Annotated in this window: 18 protein-coding genes; 12 read left to right on the top strand and 6 right to left on the bottom strand. The window is 72.9% G+C overall.

Annotated elements, in window-relative coordinates; all coding sequences use genetic code 11:
* The 9 genes from AB0G50_RS29640 to AB0G50_RS29680 form a co-directional block, all read left to right on the top strand.
* Positions 1–249, top strand: a 249-nt coding sequence (locus tag AB0G50_RS29640; protein WP_360114951.1) for a PT domain-containing protein, incomplete at its 5' end; no start/stop codon positions are given.
* A gap of 95 nt (positions 250–344) precedes the next feature.
* Positions 345–2,927 (top strand): ATP-dependent chaperone ClpB, encoded by a 2,583-nt coding sequence (gene clpB, locus AB0G50_RS29645; RefSeq protein WP_360114954.1) that lies wholly within the window; start codon positions 345–347, stop codon positions 2,925–2,927.
* Between the two features lie 115 nt (positions 2,928–3,042).
* Positions 3,043–3,744, top strand: a complete 702-nt coding sequence (locus AB0G50_RS29650; protein WP_360114957.1) for a hypothetical protein — start codon at positions 3,043–3,045, stop codon at positions 3,742–3,744.
* Positions 3,741–4,520: an SDR family oxidoreductase gene (locus AB0G50_RS29655; RefSeq protein ID WP_360114960.1), complete on the top strand. Its 780-nt coding sequence runs from the start codon at positions 3,741–3,743 to the stop codon at positions 4,518–4,520. The genes AB0G50_RS29650 and AB0G50_RS29655 overlap by 4 nt, the downstream gene beginning before the upstream one ends.
* A 61-nt stretch (positions 4,521–4,581) precedes the next feature.
* On the top strand, positions 4,582–5,136 hold the full coding sequence (pyrE, locus tag AB0G50_RS29660) for an orotate phosphoribosyltransferase (protein ID WP_360115111.1): 555 nt from the start codon (positions 4,582–4,584) through the stop codon (positions 5,134–5,136).
* A gap of 1 nt (position 5,137) precedes the next feature.
* Positions 5,138–5,827 (top strand): hypothetical protein, encoded by a 690-nt coding sequence (locus AB0G50_RS29665; RefSeq protein ID WP_360114963.1) that lies wholly within the window; start codon positions 5,138–5,140, stop codon positions 5,825–5,827.
* A gap of 57 nt (positions 5,828–5,884) precedes the next feature.
* Positions 5,885–6,277, top strand: coding sequence for a DUF2784 domain-containing protein (locus AB0G50_RS29670; RefSeq protein WP_360114966.1), 393 nt, complete (start codon positions 5,885–5,887; stop codon positions 6,275–6,277).
* A gap of 31 nt (positions 6,278–6,308) precedes the next feature.
* Positions 6,309–7,151 (top strand): TrmH family RNA methyltransferase, encoded by an 843-nt coding sequence (locus AB0G50_RS29675; protein WP_360114969.1) that lies wholly within the window; start codon positions 6,309–6,311, stop codon positions 7,149–7,151.
* Positions 7,152–7,176: 25 nt separating this feature from the next.
* On the top strand, positions 7,177–8,274 hold the full coding sequence (locus tag AB0G50_RS29680) for a glycoside hydrolase family 76 protein (RefSeq protein ID WP_360114972.1): 1,098 nt from the start codon (positions 7,177–7,179) through the stop codon (positions 8,272–8,274).
* On the opposite strand, the gene AB0G50_RS29685 is transcribed toward AB0G50_RS29680, so the two are convergent.
* Both AB0G50_RS29685 and AB0G50_RS29690 read right to left on the bottom strand, forming a co-directional pair.
* Complete coding sequence (locus AB0G50_RS29685) at positions 8,258–9,007, bottom strand: TIM barrel protein (RefSeq protein ID WP_360114975.1); 750 nt, start codon at positions 9,005–9,007, stop codon at positions 8,258–8,260. The genes AB0G50_RS29680 and AB0G50_RS29685 overlap by 17 nt on opposite strands.
* Before the next feature lie 42 nt (positions 9,008–9,049).
* Complete coding sequence (locus AB0G50_RS29690; protein ID WP_360114978.1) at positions 9,050–10,006, bottom strand: LacI family DNA-binding transcriptional regulator; 957 nt, start codon at positions 10,004–10,006, stop codon at positions 9,050–9,052.
* A 77-nt stretch (positions 10,007–10,083) separates the two neighbouring features.
* Between AB0G50_RS29690 and AB0G50_RS29695 the strand changes: the two genes are divergently transcribed.
* Positions 10,084–10,893, top strand: coding sequence for a PfkB family carbohydrate kinase (locus AB0G50_RS29695; RefSeq protein ID WP_360115114.1), 810 nt, complete (start codon positions 10,084–10,086; stop codon positions 10,891–10,893).
* Entirely contained in the window at positions 10,890–11,510 is a 621-nt protein-coding gene (locus AB0G50_RS29700) for a nucleoside/nucleotide kinase family protein (protein ID WP_360114981.1), read from the top strand. Before AB0G50_RS29695 ends, AB0G50_RS29700 begins: the two co-directional genes overlap by 4 nt.
* Here the strand turns inward: AB0G50_RS29700 and AB0G50_RS29705 are convergent.
* The gene (locus tag AB0G50_RS29705; RefSeq protein WP_360114984.1) at positions 11,507–12,085 is read right to left on the bottom strand and encodes a hypothetical protein; all 579 of its coding nucleotides are present in this window, start codon (positions 12,083–12,085) and stop codon (positions 11,507–11,509) included. The two genes, AB0G50_RS29700 and AB0G50_RS29705, sit on opposite strands and share 4 nt — an antisense overlap.
* Positions 12,072–12,683, bottom strand: coding sequence for a DedA family protein (locus tag AB0G50_RS29710; RefSeq protein WP_360115117.1), 612 nt, complete (start codon positions 12,681–12,683; stop codon positions 12,072–12,074). Before AB0G50_RS29710 ends, AB0G50_RS29705 begins: the two co-directional genes overlap by 14 nt.
* Positions 12,684–12,842: 159 nt before the next feature.
* On the opposite strand from AB0G50_RS29710, the gene AB0G50_RS29715 reads away from it, so the two are divergent.
* Positions 12,843–14,219 (top strand): FAD-linked oxidase C-terminal domain-containing protein, encoded by a 1,377-nt coding sequence (locus tag AB0G50_RS29715; RefSeq protein ID WP_360114987.1) that lies wholly within the window; start codon positions 12,843–12,845, stop codon positions 14,217–14,219.
* Here the strand turns inward: AB0G50_RS29715 and AB0G50_RS29720 are convergent.
* Positions 14,206–15,942 (bottom strand): hypothetical protein, encoded by a 1,737-nt coding sequence (locus tag AB0G50_RS29720; protein WP_360114990.1) that lies wholly within the window; start codon positions 15,940–15,942, stop codon positions 14,206–14,208. The two genes, AB0G50_RS29715 and AB0G50_RS29720, sit on opposite strands and share 14 nt — an antisense overlap.
* Positions 15,943–16,019: 77 nt before the next feature.
* Positions 16,020–17,168: a glycosyl hydrolase family 18 protein gene (locus tag AB0G50_RS29725; protein ID WP_360114993.1), complete on the bottom strand. Its 1,149-nt coding sequence runs from the start codon at positions 17,166–17,168 to the stop codon at positions 16,020–16,022.
* Positions 17,169–17,527 lie beyond the last annotated feature (359 nt).

Here is a 17,527-nt window from a genome sequence, read left to right on the forward strand (position 1 = left end):
CGCCCGACCCGCCGCCCGACCCGCCGCCCGACCCGCCGCCCGACCCGCCGCCCGACCCGCCGCCCGACCCGCCGCCCGACCCGCCGCCCGACCCGGCCGTGCAGCCGGCTGGCCCTAGGGGAGCAGGGCTGCGGAGGGCGCTTGTCGCGGAGTCGCGCGCAGCGGTGGCTGGAGTGGGGCGCGTGGGTGGGAGGCGGGGTGGGGGAGGGGGTGGTTGGGTTAGTGGGGCGTGTCACGCCGTCTGCTTGAGGTTGAGTGGAACTGGCTCAACTTTTCTGCCGTTGTGAGTACTGTGGCCGGTGTTCCGGCCGTGTGTAGTGCTGGTTCGCCAACCGAGGTGAGGAATGGACGCTTTCAACCCGACCACCAAGACCCAGCAGGCGGTGTCCGCCGCGGTGCAGGCGGCGACCATTGCCGGGAATCCCGACGTCAGTTCGGTCCACCTCCTCGGCGCCCTCCTCGCGCAGGGCGACGGGCTCGCCGCGCCCCTGCTGGAGGCCGTCGGCGCGGACGTCGCGCAGGTGCGCAAGGAACTCGAGCAGCTCGCCCGCGCCCTCCCCGCCGCCACCGGCAACTCGGTGTCCGCGCCGCAGTTCTCGCGCGACGCGCTGAAGGTGCTGACCCGCGCCCAGGAACTCGCGACCGAGATGGGCGACGAGTACGTCTCCACCGAGCACCTCCTGGTCGGTCTCGCGCAGCACGGAGGTCAGGTCGCCGACCTGCTCAAGCGGCACGGGGCGGGTGCCGAGGCGGTGAAGGAGGCGTTCGGGAAGGTTCGCGGGTCGGCGCGGATCACCAGTCCCGATCCCGAGGGCACGTTCAAGGCGCTGGAGAAGTACGGCGTCGACCTCACCGAACGCGCGCGCAAGGGCGAGCTCGACCCGGTCATCGGTCGCAACACCGAGATCCGCCGCGTCGTGCAGGTGCTGTCCCGCCGCACCAAGAACAACCCGGTGCTGATCGGCGAACCCGGCGTCGGCAAGACCGCCATCGTGGAGGGCCTCGCCCAGCGCATCGTCGCGGGCGACGTGCCGGAGTCGTTGCGCGGCAAGCGGGTCGTCGGGCTGGACCTGGGCGCGATGGTCGCGGGCGCCAAGTACCGCGGCGAGTTCGAGGAGCGGCTCAAGGCCGTGCTGAAGGAGATCACCGACTCCGCGGGCCAGGTCATCACCTTCATCGACGAGCTGCACACCATCGTCGGCGCCGGCGCGACCGGCGAGTCGGCCATGGACGCGGGCAACATGATCAAGCCCATGCTGGCCCGCGGCGAGCTGCGGATGGTCGGCGCGACGACCCTGGACGAGTACCGCGAGCACATCGAGAAGGACCCGGCCCTCGAACGCCGGTTCCAGCAGGTCCTCGTCGGCGAGCCGTCGACCGAGGACACCATCGGCATCCTGCGCGGCCTCAAGGAGCGCTACGAGGTGCACCACGGCGTCCGGATCACCGACGCCGCCCTGGTCGCCGCCGCCACCCTGTCCGACCGCTACATCACCGCGCGCTTCCTGCCGGACAAGGCGATCGACCTGGTGGACGAGGCCGCGTCCCGGCTGCGCATGGAGATCGACTCCCGGCCCGTCGAGATCGACGAGGTCGAACGGGCCGTGCGCCGGCTCGAGATCGAGGAGATGGCGCTGGCCAAGGAGTCCGACGCGGCGTCGGTCGAACGGCTCGCCGCGCTGCGCGCCGAGCTGGCCGAGAAGCGCGAGACGTTGGCGGCGCTCACCGCGCGCTGGCAGAACGAGAAGACCTCGATCGAGAAGGTCCGCGAGCTCAAGGAGCAGCTGGAGACGCTGCGCGGCGAGTCCGAGCGGGCCGAGCGGGACGGCGACCTCGGCCGGGCCGCGGAACTGCGCTACGGCCGCATCCCGGCGCTGGAGAAGGACCTGGAGGCCGCGACCCGCAGCACCCAGGACGCCGCCGTGATGCTCAAGGAGGAGGTCGGCCCGGACGACGTCGCGGACGTGGTCAGCGCGTGGACCGGCATCCCCGCGGGCCGGCTGCTCGAGGGCGAGACGGCCAAGTTGCTGCGCATGGAGGACGAGCTGTCCCAGCGCGTGGTCGGCCAGGGCGAGGCGGTGCGCGTGGTGTCCGACGCGGTGCGCCGGACCAGGGCCGGTGTCGCCGACCCGGACCGCCCGACCGGCAGCTTCCTGTTCCTCGGCCCGACCGGCGTCGGCAAGACCGAGCTGGCCAAGGCGCTGGCGGAGTTCCTGTTCGACGACGAGCGGGCGATGATCCGGATCGACATGAGCGAGTACTCCGAGAAGCACTCGGTGGCGAGGCTCGTCGGCGCCCCGCCCGGGTACGTCGGCTACGACCAGGGCGGTCAGCTCACCGAGTCGGTCCGCCGCCGCCCCTACAGCGTGGTGCTGCTGGACGAGGTGGAGAAGGCCCACCCGGACGTCTTCGACGTGCTGCTCCAGGTGCTCGACGACGGCAGGCTCACCGACGGCCAGGGCCGCACGGTCGACTTCCGCAACACGATCCTGGTGCTGACCTCGAACCTGGGCTCGCAGCTCATCGCCGACGCCAACCTGGACGAGCGGCAGCGGCAGGACGCGGTGCTCACCGTGGTCCGCGGCCACTTCAAGCCGGAGTTCCTCAACCGGCTGGACGACGTCGTGGTGTTCCACGCGCTGGCCACCGAGGAACTGACCTCCATCGTGGACATCCAGGTCGGGCGCCTGTCCGCACGGCTGGCTCAGCGCCGGCTGGTCCTCGACGTCACGCCCGCCGCCCGCGAGTGGCTCGCGCTGAACGGGTTCGACCCGCTCTACGGCGCCCGCCCGCTGCGCAGGCTGATCCAGTCCGCGATCGGCGACCAGCTGGCCAAGGAGCTGCTCGCCGGTGAGGTGCGCGACGGCGACACGGTCCGGGTCGACGTCCTGGACGACCAGTCCGGGCTGATCGTCGGGCGCTCCTGACGTGCGACGAGGGGGAGCCCGCGCTCCCCCTCGTCCGCATAACGGCTTGGCGGCTCACGTGAACCACGGCGGTAGTGATCTTCGTTCTTGACCACGGGACCGCTACCCTCGCCCTGTGGGCATACCGGCGTGGGTCTGGTTCACCGTCGCCGCGGTTGCGGGCGTCGCGGGGTTCGCCCTGCTCGCCACCGACCGGGCGCAACGAACCGCGCGTAACCGGGAGCGGCGCAGATGGGCCGCTCTCCGTGGTTGGCAGTTCGAGGAGACCGACCACGTGCTGCCCACCCGGTGGGAGAGCGGCGCGATCGCGTACTACGGCACCGGCGTGGCCAAGGACGTGGTGGCGGGCTCGACGTTCACCGCGGACGGCCGGCGGCAGGTCTACGTGCTCGACCACGAGACCGGCGGCAAGGTCAACTCGGTGCTGGTCGGCGTGCGCTGCCGGCGTGCCCTGCCGGTGGTGGTCGAGCTGTGGCTGCCAAGCGTGCCGTTCCAGCGCGACCAGATGCCCGACCTGCTCGGACCGGTCGGCTCGCGGTACGCCTTCGTGAGCGAACTGCCCGCCGCGCGCAAGCTGATCACCCCCGACCTGGTCGACGCGGCCGAGGAGATCGGCGGCGACGTGACCGTGGTGTGGCTCGAGGGTGACTGGGTCCTCGCCGCCGCGCCCCCCAACTCCACGCCCGCGCGCCTGGAACGGCTGCTGCGCGACCTGGGCGAGCTGGCCGACGTGCTCGACCCGTTCGACGCGGACCCGGCCGAGGACGAGTCCGAGGGCGCCGAGGTGCACCGACCGCAGTTCGGGCGCAAGCCGTGACCCCACCGACCGCGCTCGTCACCGGCGCGACCTCCGGCATCGGCGCCGCGTTCGCCCGCAGGCTCGCCGCCGAGGGCAACGACCTGGTGCTGGTCGCCCGCACGGTCGAGCGCCTGGAGGACACCGCGCGCAAGCTCACCGAGCGCTACGGCGTGCACGTCGAGGTGCTGCCCGCCGACCTGGCGTCCGAGGCCGGGCGCGCGGCGGTCGAGGCGCACCTCGCCGCGAACGTGGTGGACGTGCTGGTCAACAACGCCGGGTTCGCGAACTCCGGCGAGTTCTTCACCGCCGACCCGACCCGCTTGCAGTCCCAGCTGGACGTGAACGTGACCAGCGTGCTGCGGCTGAGCCGCGCCGTGCTGCCGGGCATGGTGGAGCGCGGGCGCGGCGACGTGGTCAACGTGTCCAGCGTGGCCGGTTTCCTGATCGGCCGCGGCTCGACCTACAGCGCCGACAAGGCGTGGGTGACGTCGTTCTCCGAGGGCCTGGCGTCCGCGACCCGCGGCACCGGCGTGCGGGTGATCGCGCTGTGCCCCGGTTTCGTGCGCACCGAGTTCCACGAGCGCGCGGAGATCGACATGTCCGGCACGCCCGACGTGCTCTGGCTGGACGCCGACCGTGTCGTGCACGACTGCCTGGCGGACCTGCGCGCGGGCCGGCCGCTGTCGGTGCCCGGCGCGCAGTACAAGGCGATCGTGACGCTGTCCCGGCTGATCCCCCGACCGCTGCTGCGGTTCGTGTCGTCCCGGGCGGCCGGTGGTCGCGGCCGGACCTGACCGCGTGCCGCCTGTGAGGGTGCGGCGGCATGTGACAGTCTTTGGACCCGTGCGAACTGAAGTGGTTCTGGACGCCGCGGCCAAGGGTGAACTGGCGCGGCTGGTGAGCGAGTTGGCCGTGGTGCACGGCAAGGTCACGTTGTCCTCCGGCGCCGAGGCCGACTACTACATCGACCTGCGGAGGGCGACCCTCCACCACGCGGCGGCGCCGTTGATCGGCCGGCTGCTGCGCCAGCTCACCGCCGACTGGGACTTCGTGGCCGCCGGCGGGTTGACCCTGGGCGCCGACCCGGTCGCGTGCGCGATGATGCACGCCGCGTCCGCCGCGGGCGACGTGCTGGACGCGTTCGTGGTGCGCAAGGCGACCAAGGCGCACGGCATGCAGCGCCGGATCGAGGGCATCGAGGTCGCCGGGCAGCGGGTGCTCGCCGTCGAGGACACCTCCACCACCGGCGGCAGCGTGCTGACCGCCGTCGAGGCGCTGCGCGAGGCGGGCGCGACCGTCGTCGGCGTCGCCACCGTCGTGGACCGCGGCACGGTCGCCCGCGAGGTCATCGAGGCCGAGGGCCTGCCCTACCGCTACCTGCTGGACCTCGCCGACCTCGGCCTGGCCTGACGTGTCCGCGCTGCTCCTGCTCGTGGTGGTCCTGGGGATCCTCGGGGTCGGCGTCGCCGTGGGGTTGTCGCGCCGCAAGCGCAACCCGTTGACGAACCCGGCGTTCGTCACCGAGTGGGAGCAGCGGATGCGCGCCCTGGAGGCGTCGCTCGGCTGGCAGTTCGTCGGGCCCGACCAGGGCTTCCAGGAACGCGTGCCGCAGATCGGCCGGATGCTCGAGGCCGACCGGTCGCGGGTGAAGTTCCAGCTCGTCGGCCAGTGGCGGGGCGTGCCGGTGCTCGCGGTGGAGGTGTTGCTGCGCACCGACAACGTCGTGACCGTCGAGTACCGGACCTACTCGGTCGTGGTCGTGCCGCGGCCGATGCCCGGGCCGTGGGTGCTCGTCAGCCCGCGCACGGACAGCGTGTGGGGGCTGTTCGAGCAGTTCGTGACCACCGGCGACCCGGTGTTCGACGGCCGGTACGAGGTGCGCCGCAAGAACCCCGCGTTCGCCTCGGCCCTGCTCGGGTCCGGGCTCGCCCAGGCGCTGCTGCACGACCCGCGCGCGCAGGGCGTGGCACTGGACTTCGACGAGCACAACCTGGCGGCGGCGGTGCCCGGCGGGTTGCTCCAGGTGCCGCTCGGTCAGCTCGCCGACCTGCTGCTGGACGTGGCCGGTCGGGTGCCGTGGCAGGCGCTGCCCAGGGGCTGAATTCTCGCGGGCGGGTTTCGGGGGTGCGGCTTACCCTGGATCGCAGGGAGGTCGCCGATGGTCGCGCTCGCCGAGCTGGTCATGGTGCTGCACTTCGGGGTTCTGGTGTTCCTGGTGGTGGGCGGTTTCCTGGCGTGGCGCTGGCACCGCGTCCTGTACCCGCACCTGGTGATGGCGGGGTGGGCGCTGCTGATCGTCCTGTTCCCGGTGTCCTGTCCGCTGACGTGGCTCGAGAACGTGTTCCGCGAGGCGGGCGGGTTGCCGCCGTTGGCCGCCGGCGGGTTCATCGACACCTACATCGACGGGGTGCTCTACCCCGAGTCGGCGGCCGGGGTGGTGCAGCTGTTCGTGGGGGTGGCGGTGCTGACCTCGTGGACGGGCTTGTACCTGCGGCGTCGTGCGGGGCAGCCGGCCTCGGCCGGGGTGGTGGAGTGCGGCGGTCGGCGCTAGGTCGGGCCGGCTCGCGGGGGATCATGGGTCGGTGAAGGTGTTGTTGGAGGGGTTCCACCCGGTCAAGCACGCGCTCCGGTTCGGGGCGGTGGTCGAGGGTCTCGTGGTGGTCGACCTCGACGCCGCGGTGGGGTTGGCCCGGTCGCACGCGCCCGAGTTGGTCGACGTGCTGCGGGAGCGGGCTCGGGTGGTCGACGCCCGGGAGTTCGTGGGGATTGTCGGACGATCCAACAACACCGGGGTGGCCGGGTGGGTGGAGCGGCCTGTCGACAGGGGGATTGTTGAACGATCCTCGCCGGTGGTGTTGCTGGACAACCCGCGGAACCTGGGCAACTTCGGCGCGGTGATCCGGGTCGCGGCCGGGCTCGGCGCGGGCGGGGTGTTCTCGCTGGGGGACGTGGATCCCTGGCACCCCACCGTGATCCGCGGGTCGGCCGGGTTGCACTTCGCGCTGCCGGTCGGGCGGGTGGACCTGGCGGACGTGGTCGGCGCGCCGGGCGTGGGCGGTGGCGCGGGTGACGGGGGCGGGGCGGGAAGTGTCGCCGAGGTCGGCGGTCCGGGCGCCGGCGGTTCGGACGTGGGCGCCGGGGGTCCGGGTGTGGGCGGTGTGGCCGGGGTCGGGCGGTCGGGTGCGGGGCTCGGCGGGACGGTGATCGCGTTCGACGCCGGCGGGGTGGACCTGCGCGGGGTGCGGATTTCGGACGACGCGGTGCTGGCGTTCGGGTCCGAGCGGCACGGGTTGTCGGCCGCGGTGCGCGGGCGGGCGGATCTCGTCGTGTCGCTTCCCATGCGGGACAAGGTGTCCAGCTACAACCTCACGACGAGCGTCGCCATGGGGCTCTACCACTGGGAGCTGTTCCGGCGAGCTTCTTGATCGGTTCATGGGGCAGGCTGGAACCGTGACGACGTCCAAGCTCCTCGCCGCTCGCGCCGGGGTCGCCGAACGCGCGGTCGGGTCCCGCCACCTGCGCCGGGTGTGGGGAGTGCCGGGCACCGCCCTCGGCGCGGTGAACTGGCCGGTCGACCTGGCCGCGCGGACGCACGTCCGGTTCAACTACTGGTGGCAGGCGCACCTGCTCGACTGCGCGCTCGACGCCCACCTCCGCGCACCGACCAAGGGCCGGGAAGCGTTGGTGCGCAAGCTGGTCCGCGGCATCCGGGTGCGCAACGTGCTGGGCTGGACCAACCGCTACTACGACGACGTCGCCTGGCTCGGCCTCGCCCTCCAGCGCGCCGCGCGCCAGGGCGTCGCCAAACCCCGTGCCCTGGACGTGATCGCCGCCCACCTCCGCGCCGGCTGGACCGACCACGCGGGCGGCGGCATCTGGTGGCGCACGAACGACGACTTCAAGAACGTGCCCGCGAACGGCCCGGCCGCGATCTTCCTGGCCCGCCGCGCCGAGGTCACCGGCGACCGGGCCGACCTCGGTCGCGCCGAGTCCACAGTGGACTGGATCGAGGCGAACCTGCTCGACGGCGACACGGGTCTGCTGTTCGACGGCCTCCACGTGCACCCCGACGGCCGGGTCCGCGAGGTCGAGCGCACCCTCTTCACCTACTGCCAGGGCGTGGTGCTGGGCGCGTGCGTCGAGATCGCCCGCGTCGAGGAGGACCCGGTGTGGTCCGACCGCGCCGCGCGCATCGTGGACGCCGTCGACAAGCACCTGGCGACCGACGGCGTGCTGCGCGGTCACGGCGGCGGCGACGGCGGGTTGTTCGGCGGCATCCTGGCCCGCTACCTCGCCCAGGCCGCCCTGCACCTGCCCGGCGACGCGTCCGCGCTGGCCGCCGACCTCGTGTTCCGGTCCGCGGAAGCCTTGTGGACCAACAGGTCCATCGTGGTGAGCGGCCCGCTGTTCGGTCCGGAGTGGACGGACCCGGCGCAGCGGCCGACCCGGGCGAGCGCCGAGCGCGACCTGTCCGTCCAACTGGGCGGGTGGATGCTGCTCGAAGCGGCGGCCCTGTTGGAGCGCAACGACTTCACGCCGCCGCGCTGACCCACCCCAGCAGCACCGCCGCGTCCGCGCGCACGTCCTCCGCCGCCGACTCCAGCACCACGTGCCGCTCGACGCCGTCGCGCGCCAGCTCGCGCAGCACCGGCATCCACAGGTCCTCCCGCGCCGCCGCCGGCAACCGCCGCCCGTCCCGGTCGCGCGAACCCACGTAGGCGGCCGTCAACCGGGGCAGCAGCGCCCGCACCTCCTCGACCGCCGACGCCGCGCGCTGCCCGCCGGTCGACCGCCAGCACGGCACCGCGGCACCGTGCCCCACCTCGGCCGCCAGCAGCACCGCCGACTCCAGCGTGTCGGTCAACGTGCCCGGCAGCCGCGCCAGGGAGAGCCGGACGCCGAACCGGCCGGCGTCCTCGGCGGCCGCGCGCACCGCCGCCACCACCTCGGCGCGCCGGGCGGGCGAGGTCGACGCGGACCCGGAATCCCCCGCGGTGGCCCGGATCTCCGGCGCGCCCAGCTCGCGCGCCGTCGCCAGCACGGGCGGCCAGTCGGCGGGCGGGCTCACCCCGACCCGGTGGGACGAGCCGTAGGCGGACACCGCCAACCCGGCGTCGGCACAGCGCTCGCGTGCCTCGCGCGCGGCGGCCAGGTCGTGCGTCGGCACGTGCACCCGGCTGCTCCACTCGACCGCCCACATCCCGCACGAGGCCGCCAGTTCCACCGATCGGGGGACGGATAAGGCGCGGAAGGTCACCGAATCAACTCCGGGTACCAGCACGACTTCACCCTACTGAGAAAGAAGCCGCAAAATTGAGCAACTCTAGTGACAGCCGCAGGACAACCGGTGCCGCAACTCGGGCACCAGCCGGATGGTTTGCGGCGCCCGCGTCGGGTCCTCGATGCGGTCCAGCAGCAGCCGCACCGCGGTGCGGCCGATCTCCTCGACGGGCTGGGCCATCGTGGTCAGCGGCGGGTCGACCAGCTCGGCCCACTCGACCTCGTCGTAGGCCACCAACGCGAGGTCCGTGCCCAGCCGCACGCCCGACGCCCGCGTCGTGCGGACCACGTTCGCCAGCACCTGGTGGTCGCCGACGACGACACCGGTCACCCGACCCAGCAACGGTTCCACCGAACCGGCCACGAGCGACTCGTCCCACGCCAACCCGGCGCGACCGAGGCCCAGCCGGTACCCGAGCACCCGCTCGTCGGTGGTGGCCAACCCCGGCGTGCCGGTGACCATCCCGATCCGCCGGTGCCCCAGCTCGGCCAGGTGCCGCACCAGCGTCGACGTGGTCTGCACGTTCTCCGGGCCGACCTGGTCGGTGTCCTGCGCGACGGTCAGCCGGTCCACCAGCACGGTCGGCACGCCGAGCCGGCGCAGCTCGGGCAGCGCGGCCGACCCCGCCGTCGGCGTCAGCAGCACCCCGTCCACCCGCCGCGACCGCAGCATCCGCACCGCCGCCTGCTCGGACTCGGCCTCGCCGCGGGTGTCGATCAGCACGAGCGAGTACCCGGCCCGGGTCGCCTCGGCCTCGATGGCCGCGATCAGCTCGGCGAAGTACGGGTGCGACACCAGCGACACGGCCAGCCCGAGCGACTTCGTGCCGCCGGTGACGAGCGACCTGGCGATCGCGTCGCCGGTGTACCCGGTCTCCTCGATCGCTTGCAGCACGCGGTCCCTGGTGGCCCCCGCGACCGCCCTGGTCTCGTTGATCACGTGTGAGACCGTGGTGATGGAGACGCCCGCGAGCTGGGCGACCTCCTTCATGGTGACCATGAGCCGTCCCCGTTCGGACTTGCGCAAGCGATTGCGTCCGGACCCTACCCGCTGGGAGGTGCGTCCGCGTGGCGGTGGTGCTCTGCGTCGGACTGACCACCGTCGACGTGAGCCAGCTGGTGGTCGAGTTCCCCGCGCCCGGCGAGAAGGTGCGCTCGCTGGATGTCCACCTGGTACCCGGTGGACCGGCCGCCAACGCCTCCCGCGCGGTGGCGGCGCTCGGGCACGAGGCCGTTCTGGTGACCGCGCTCGGCGACGACCTCGGCGAGTTCGCCCGGCGGCGGCTCGTCGGCGTCGAGGTGCACGACGCGGGTCCGGGCGGACCGGCGGTCAGCATGGTCGCGGTGCGCGAGCGCGACGGCGAGCGGACCGTGGTGTCCCGCAACGCCGCGACGTTCCGCGACACCGGGTTCGACCTCGCGCCGCTCGTCGCGCGGGCCGACGTGGTGCTGGTCGACGGCCACCTGCCGGAACTGGCGCTCGAGGCCGCCCGGCGGGCCGCGGTGCCCGTGGTGCTGGACGCGGGCAGCTGGAAGCCCGTGCACGGCGAACTGCTGCCGCTGGTGGACGTGGCGGCGTGCTCGGCGTCCTACCCGCTCACCGCGCGCGGACTGCACGAGCGCGGCGTGCCGCTGGTCGTCCGCACGCACGGTGCCGGGCCGGTCACCTGGTCGACGGGAACCCGAACCGGACGGGTGCCGGTGCGGCCCGTCGAGGCACGGGACACCAACGGCGCGGGCGACGTGTGGCACGGTGCGCTGGCCGTCGCGTTTGCCGAGGGCCTCGCCGTGGAAGAAGCGGTGGCCCGGGCGAACGAGGTGGCGGCGGTCCGCGTCGCGCACACCGCCCTGGACTGGGTCGAGGAGGTGGAGCGGTGGCGGCGATGAGGTTCGAGGACCTGCTCGAACGCGCGCACCGGCTGGTCGAGACCGGTGAACGCCGGGTGCTGGGCATCGGCGGCGCGCCCGGCTCGGGCAAGTCGACGCTCGCGCGCCGGCTCGTGGACGCGCTCGGCCCGGACGCCGCGCTCGTCGGCATGGACGGGTTCCACCTCGCGCAGTGCGAGCTCGACCGGCTGGGCATCGCCGACCGCAAGGGCGCGCCGGACACCTTCGACGTGTCGGGGTACGCGGACCTGCTGGCCAGGCTCAAGGCGTGCGGTCCGGACGTGGTGTACGCGCCCGAGTTCCGCCGCGAGATCGAGGAGCCGGTGGCGTGCGCGGTGCCCGTCGCGCCCGAGGTGCCGCTGGTCGTGACCGAGGGCAACTACCTGCTGACCCGGCTCGCGCAGTGGGAGCGGGTGCGCACGGTGCTGGACGAGGCGTGGTTCCTGCTGCTGGACGAGGACGTGCGGGTGGCCAGGCTGGTCGACCGGCACGTGCGCTACGGCCGGTCGCCCGAGGAGGCCCGCGAGCGGGCGCTGCACGGCTCGGACCACGCGAACGCCGTGCTGGTGAACGCGTCGTACGAGAGCGCGGACCTGGTGGTGGAGGGCGTGCTCTAGGTGCTCGTGTCGTACTTGAGCCTGACCTGGTACTGGTCCCCGCCGGCGTTCACGGACAACGTCGCGTAACCGCCGCCGCCCTCGCCCGTGACGGTGACCTGGATCGGGTGGTCCGACGAGCCGGTGCAGCCGACCGTGGTCGCCGCGACCTCGCAGTCCCAGCCGTCGCCGCCGACGGAGGTGAACGAGATGGGCTGCTGACCCTCGGTCAGCGGCTCCAGCGCGAGCGCGACCGGGCTGGTGGACGTCGTCACGGTCAGGTCGGCCGCCTTGCGGAAGCTGAACTGCGTGGTGCCGCCGGAGTCGTTCCGCACCGCACCGCCCGCGGCCTCGATCGCGATCGGACCGCCGGAGGGCGCCTTGTCCGGTGCCGACGTCGGCGCACCGGACTTGGTCGTGCCCCCGGGCGTGGTCGCCGGCGCGTCGGTCGCTCCGGTCGTCCCGGTCGTCCGCGCGGCCGACGGTGTGGTCGAGGGCGTGGAGGAGGTGGGCGAAGCCGAGCCGCACGCGGTCACGGTCAGGGTCAGGGTCAGACAGGCCGCCGCCACCAGGGCGAACCGCTCAACTCGGGACATCGGCCTCTTCCTCTTCCTCGACGGGCTTGCGCATCTCCTGCCGGTACCGGATCAACCCGAACCCGGTGCCGCCGACGAAGAAGGCGATGCTGACGATCACCGCCGCCGTTTCCAACCACGGTACGGCGGTCAGCAGACCGGCACCGTAGTACCCCGCGAGCACCAGCGTCGGCACCCACGCGATCGCGCCCAGCGTGGTCGCGAGCATGAACCGCCGCGACTCCATCCGGGCCGCGCCGGCGATCATCGGCGCCAGTGTCCTGATCCACGGGATCCACCGCGCCAGCACGATCGCCCAGAAGCCCCGGCGGTCGAAGAAGTCGCGGGCCTTGTTCAGGTTTCGCCTGTTCAGGACCTTGCCGCCGCGTCGGGCGAGCAGTCTCGTCCCGGTGCCGCGGCCGATGTAGTAACCCACCTGGTTGCCGACCACGGCCACCACCAGGGCGGTCGCCGACAGCAGCCACGCGCTCAGCTCCGCGCCGTGCGAGGCCAGCACCACGCCCGCCGCGAACAGCAGCGAGTCACCGGGCAGGAACAGGCCGAAGATGAACGCGCACTCCAGGAACAGGAAGCTGAGCGTGATCAGCCACACGGCCATCGGGCCCGCGGTTTCCAGCGAGAAGAAGCCGGCGGCTTCGGTCGTTGCGGACAGCACCACGGGTGCAGCCTACGTCGCGGGTGGTTGTCCGCAGGGCGACTCGGCGCTAACGGTTGAGGAAGGCTTGGCGTCGGATCCGATCACGGGTTAGCTGGGGTCATGGAGTCCCTGCTCGCGCAACTCCGCTCCGCGGTCGGATCTCCGGCCGTGCTGGTCGACGTCGACGTCACCGCCTCCTACCGGCGCGACATGATGCCGCTGGCACCGTGCGGGACGCCGCTCGCGGTGGTCCTGCCGACGACCGCGGCGCAGGTGCAGGAGGTCGTGCGGGCGTGCGCGGCGGCCGGGGTGCCGATCGTGCCGCGCGGCGCGGGCAGCGGGCTCTCCGGCGCGGCCAACGCCGTCGAGGGGTGCGTGGTCCTGGTCCTGACCAGGATGAACGCCATCCTGGAGATCGATCCGGCGAACCGGCTCGCGGTGGTCGAGCCGGGCGTGGTGAACCTGGACCTGCGCACCGCCGTGGAGGCGCACGGGCTGTTCTACCCGCCGGACCCGTCGAGCTACGACTGGTGCACGATCGGCGGCAACCTGGCCACCAACGCGGGCGGGCTGTGCTGCGTGAAGTACGGCGTGACCACCGACTCGGTGCTGGGCGTCGACGTCGTGCTGGCGTCCGGCGAGCTGCTGCGGACCGGTCGGCGCACGGTCAAGGGCGTCGCCGGCTACGACCTCACGAAGCTGTTCGTGGGCAGCGAGGGCACCCTGGGCGTGATCACGCGGGCGACCCTGGCGTTGCGGCCGCTGCCCCAGGCGCCGTCCACCCTGGTCGCCACCTTCGCGTCCACGGTGGACGCGGGCGCGGCGGTGACCCGGGTGGTGCGCGAGGGCGTCGTGCCGTCGTTGATGGAGATCATGGACCGGACGTCGATCCGGGCCGTCGAGCAGTACCTCAAGACCGACCTGAGCGCGGGCGCGGCGCTGCTGATCTGCCAGTCCGACGCGGGCGGCGAGGCCGGGCGGCGGGAGTTGGCCGCCGTCGCGCGGGCGTGCTCCGAGGCGGGCGCGGAGTTGGTGCACACCACCGACGACGTGTCCGAGGGCCGCGACCTGCTGACCACGCGCCGGTCCGTGCTGACCGCGCTGGAGGTGCTCGGCGCCTGGCTGACCGACGACGTGTGCGTGCCGCGGACCCGGATCGCCGAGCTGATCACCGGGTGCGAGCGGATCTCGGCCGAGGTCGGGCTGCCGATCGCGGTCGTCGGCCACGCGGGCGACGGCAACATGCACCCGACGATCGTCTACGACCCCGCCTCCGAGGACGAGTTCGCGCGGGCGCGGCGGGCGTTCGAGGAGATCCTGGGGCTCGGCCTGGAACTCGGCGGCACGATCACCGGTGAGCACGGCGTCGGCAAGATCAAGCGGGAGTGGCTGGAGCGGGAGATCGGACCGGTGGCGCTCGGGGTCCACCGCGCCGTGAAGGACGCGCTGGACCCCGAGGGCCTGTTCAATCCGGGCTCGATGTTCAGCCGACGGTGAAGGTGTAGTTCGTGGCGAGGCGCGACTCGCCGGTCGCGCTGATCAGGTGCACCAGCACGGTGTGCTCGCCCGCCGTGGTCGGCGTGTACGGGAAGCTCGCCACGCCGTCGACCGCGTCGACGGTCGTCAGCTCGCCGGTTTCCCCGTCCTGGTAGGCGATCCTCGTCGTGCCGACGACGTTCGTGTCCACCGTGAAGGTGCTCGGCACGCCGACGCCGCCCGAGGTGTGGTAGGCCGCGTACACGTCGTTGGTGACCGAGGTGGTGCCCGGGACGTTGACGATCGCCGTGGTTTCCGGCGCGGTGCCGCCGCTCGCCGTGGTGCCCTTGACCCGGATGATGAGCGCCCCGTTGCGCTCGACCGGGAGGGTGAACCGGGCCGCGCCGCCCGGGCCCGCCGGCACCGGCTTGGTCTGGAGCGAACTGCCCAGCCGGTAGTTCCAGGTGACCACCGGGTCGACCGGCGAGCCGCCGGTCACGTCGACCTGGACGGTCCACTTCGACGGGCGCGTGACGACGAGCGCCGGCTTGGTCGAGGCGACCTGGAAGGTGTAGGTGGTGGGCGGGGAGGAGTTGTCCGCGCGGTCGTGGCTCCACACGATCAGCTGCACCCGGCCCTCGCCGCCGGGGCGGATCGAGGCGGTGGCCCGGCCGTCCGGACCGGCCTCGACCCGACCGGTCGAGGAGCCGGTGGAGTAGGTGTACGCGACGACGTCGGTGACCCCGTTGGGCTCGAACGCGAAGGTGCCCGGCACCGCGCCGCCGCCGGTGCCCGGCGCGGCGTCCACGTAGTCGGTCGAGGTGACCACCGGGCCGCGGTCCGGCGCGGTGAAGTCGGTGCCGAACGTGCACGGCTCGCTGGTCGGCGAGTCGAGCCGGCCGTCGTTCGTGCGGATGGTCCAGGTGTGGGTTTCGCCGTCGCCGAGCACGCCGGCCGGTACCGGGACGTAAACCCGGTCGTAGGAGGCGGTCGCGGTCAGCTGCCGGGTGCCGTCCAGCACCGCGGTCGCGGTCAGCTGGTCGTGGTCGGTGTCCCACACGGTGGCCATCAGGTCGGGCGTCGGGTTGTTGGTGACACCGCCGCACTCGGTGCCGTTGAGGCCGAGCCGCAGCGCGGTCGGCTTGTCGGGCGCGTGGTCGGCCCACACGCTCACGCCGAACGAGGTGCCGAAGCGGCGGCCGTAGCGCGGGTCCCACTGCTTCGCGCCGGACATCCGCAGCGCGACGGTGATCTTCGTGCGGCCGGCGGCCAGCGCCTTGGTGATCGTGTCCTTGAGGTCGAACTCGACGGTCGGCCACACGCACGTCGGCGTCGCGCGGCTGCCGCCGATCAGCGCCAGCTCACGCGGCTGGTGCGCGTAGGTCGGCGCGGTCGCGTCCTCGGTCAGCCACAGCTCGGTCGACCTCGGCCGCGCGCAGTCGGTGACCGCGGTCTCGCGGGCGAACCCGGACGCGGACACCACCGCGGTGCCGCGCAACGAGGTCAGGTCGATCGTGTAGTACGCCTTGGACACGTGCAGGCCCTTGGCGTCCTGCCAGGCGCCGACCGGCACGTCCTCGCCGGTGGTGATCGTCTTGAACGGCGTCCGCAGGTCCGTGCCGGCCCACGACGCGCTCTCCACCCACTGCGGCGTGCCCTGCCCCGCGACCGCCGGTACGGCGGTCGTCGCCAGCACGGCGCACGCCGCGACGAGCGTGCCGACGGCACGCTTCCACGTTCTCATGCACTTGCCCCCTGATCATCCGGGCACCGTCCCTCGGGTGCCCGCACGACATCCTCACTGATCAGGGTCGGGTTTCCCTAGTGAAATGGCGCTGCCATCGCGGTGAGCAGCGAGTGCCGCGCGTCGTCGTGGCCCAGTTCCCACGTGAACGCGCCGCGCAGGCCCCGGTCCTTCGCGAAGTCCGCCCGGATCCGGATCGAGCGCGGGTTCTCGAAGCTGACGAACTTCCGCTCGGCCGCGTTGTACAGCCACGGCGTCCGCGCGACCGGGTGCCAGAACTCCTGCCAGCCGGGCGTGGCCCGCAGCGCCTCGACCTCGTCCCGGCCGTCGACCCAGAACGCGCTCTCCGCCGGCTGGTAGAGCCCGTGGTCCGGACCCTCCTCGCGGACCACGAAACCCCGGCCGTAGAACGGGACCCCGAGCACCAGCTTGGACGCCGGCACGCCGTGCCGCAGGTAGAACTCGACCGAGCCCGCCACGTTGTTCCAGCGGCGGTCGGCACGGGGCATCGGGTCCTCGCGGACCTCGCGCAGCGGCGCGTCGAACGTCGCGACGGGGGAGAAACCGGTGCCCTGGTCGTAGGTCATCAGGGTGACGAAGTCGAGTTCGCGCGCCACGGCGGCCAGGTCGAAGCTGCGCGCCGGGTCGTAGGAACCGTCGGTCTGGAGCCTCCCGGTGGGCAGCGCGGCGGTGACCAGGCGGTTCCCGACCTGGCGGCGGAACTCGCGCACCAGCAGGGTCGCGTTGGCCCGGTCCTCCGGGCGGTCGGTGATCTCGGCCGGGCCGCCGTAGACCGGGAACTCCCAGTCCACGTCCACGCCGTCGAACACGCCGTCGGTCAGGAAGCGGTCCACACAGGACTTCACGAACGTCCGGCGCGACTCGGCGGTCAGCGCGGCGTCGGAGAAGCCGGCCGCGCCCCAGCCGCCGACCGAGATGAGCGCCTTGAGGGACGGCTTGCGGCGCTTGAGGTCCCGGATGTCGGCGAAGTCCTTGGCCGCGGTGGGGGCGTTCAGCACGCACCGGCCGTTCTCGATGGTGGAGAAGGCGTAGAACAGGTGCGTGATCGGGGTGTCCGACGGGATCGCGGAGATCGGCTTGGCGGAGCTGAACCAGTTGCCGTAGTACGCGCCGACGACCGGCTTCGGCCTGGCCGGTGTCGGTGCCGCGGTGGCGGGTGCCGGTACCAGCAGGAGGGCCGCGAGGGCGGCGAGGGCTAGGCGCACCCCTCAAGTGGTACAGACCACTGAAGGGTGCGGCTACCGCTGATCGGAGCCAGGGCGGTTGGTCGGCGTCGGAGGGCCCGGTGAGTCCCCTCGTGCCGGACTGTTGGCGTGCTCAACAGTTTCCGGGAGGGCTGGGCCGGCAGGACGGCATGTCAGCCCGCCCGTCGAGGCCGTGCGCCGGTGGGAGGACGAGCGCGACGGCGCCGACCACCGGAACGAGCGCGGTGGCACGCACTCCTGGCGTACCTCTGGGCAGGGTCGGAGATGTCCGTGGAGTGCGTGCCGCCGTCCTGTCGTCAGCGGCCGCGTGAGAGTCGACGCTCGGCGCGGTGGAACCACTGTTCTGTCATGGTCGCTCG

The sequence above is a fragment of the Actinosynnema sp. NPDC020468 genome (genome assembly GCF_040642015.1).
Classification (GTDB): domain Bacteria; phylum Actinomycetota; class Actinomycetes; order Mycobacteriales; family Pseudonocardiaceae; genus Actinosynnema.

Coding starts and splice junctions, on each gene's coding strand:
- clpB (WP_360114954.1), top strand. CDS start 345: ATGGACGCTTTCAACCCGACCACCAAGACCCAGCAGGCGGTGTCCGCC.
- AB0G50_RS29670 (WP_360114966.1), top strand. CDS start 5,885: ATGGTCGCGCTCGCCGAGCTGGTCATGGTGCTGCACTTCGGGGTTCTG.
- AB0G50_RS29690 (WP_360114978.1), bottom strand. CDS start 10,006: ATGGTCACCATGAAGGAGGTCGCCCAGCTCGCGGGCGTCTCCATCACC.
- AB0G50_RS29700 (WP_360114981.1), top strand. CDS start 10,890: ATGAGGTTCGAGGACCTGCTCGAACGCGCGCACCGGCTGGTCGAGACC.
- AB0G50_RS29705 (WP_360114984.1), bottom strand. CDS start 12,085: ATGTCCCGAGTTGAGCGGTTCGCCCTGGTGGCGGCGGCCTGTCTGACC.
- AB0G50_RS29710 (WP_360115117.1), bottom strand. CDS start 12,683: ATGGCCGTGTGGCTGATCACGCTCAGCTTCCTGTTCCTGGAGTGCGCG.
- AB0G50_RS29715 (WP_360114987.1), top strand. CDS start 12,843: ATGGAGTCCCTGCTCGCGCAACTCCGCTCCGCGGTCGGATCTCCGGCC.
- AB0G50_RS29720 (WP_360114990.1), bottom strand. CDS start 15,942: ATGAGAACGTGGAAGCGTGCCGTCGGCACGCTCGTCGCGGCGTGCGCC.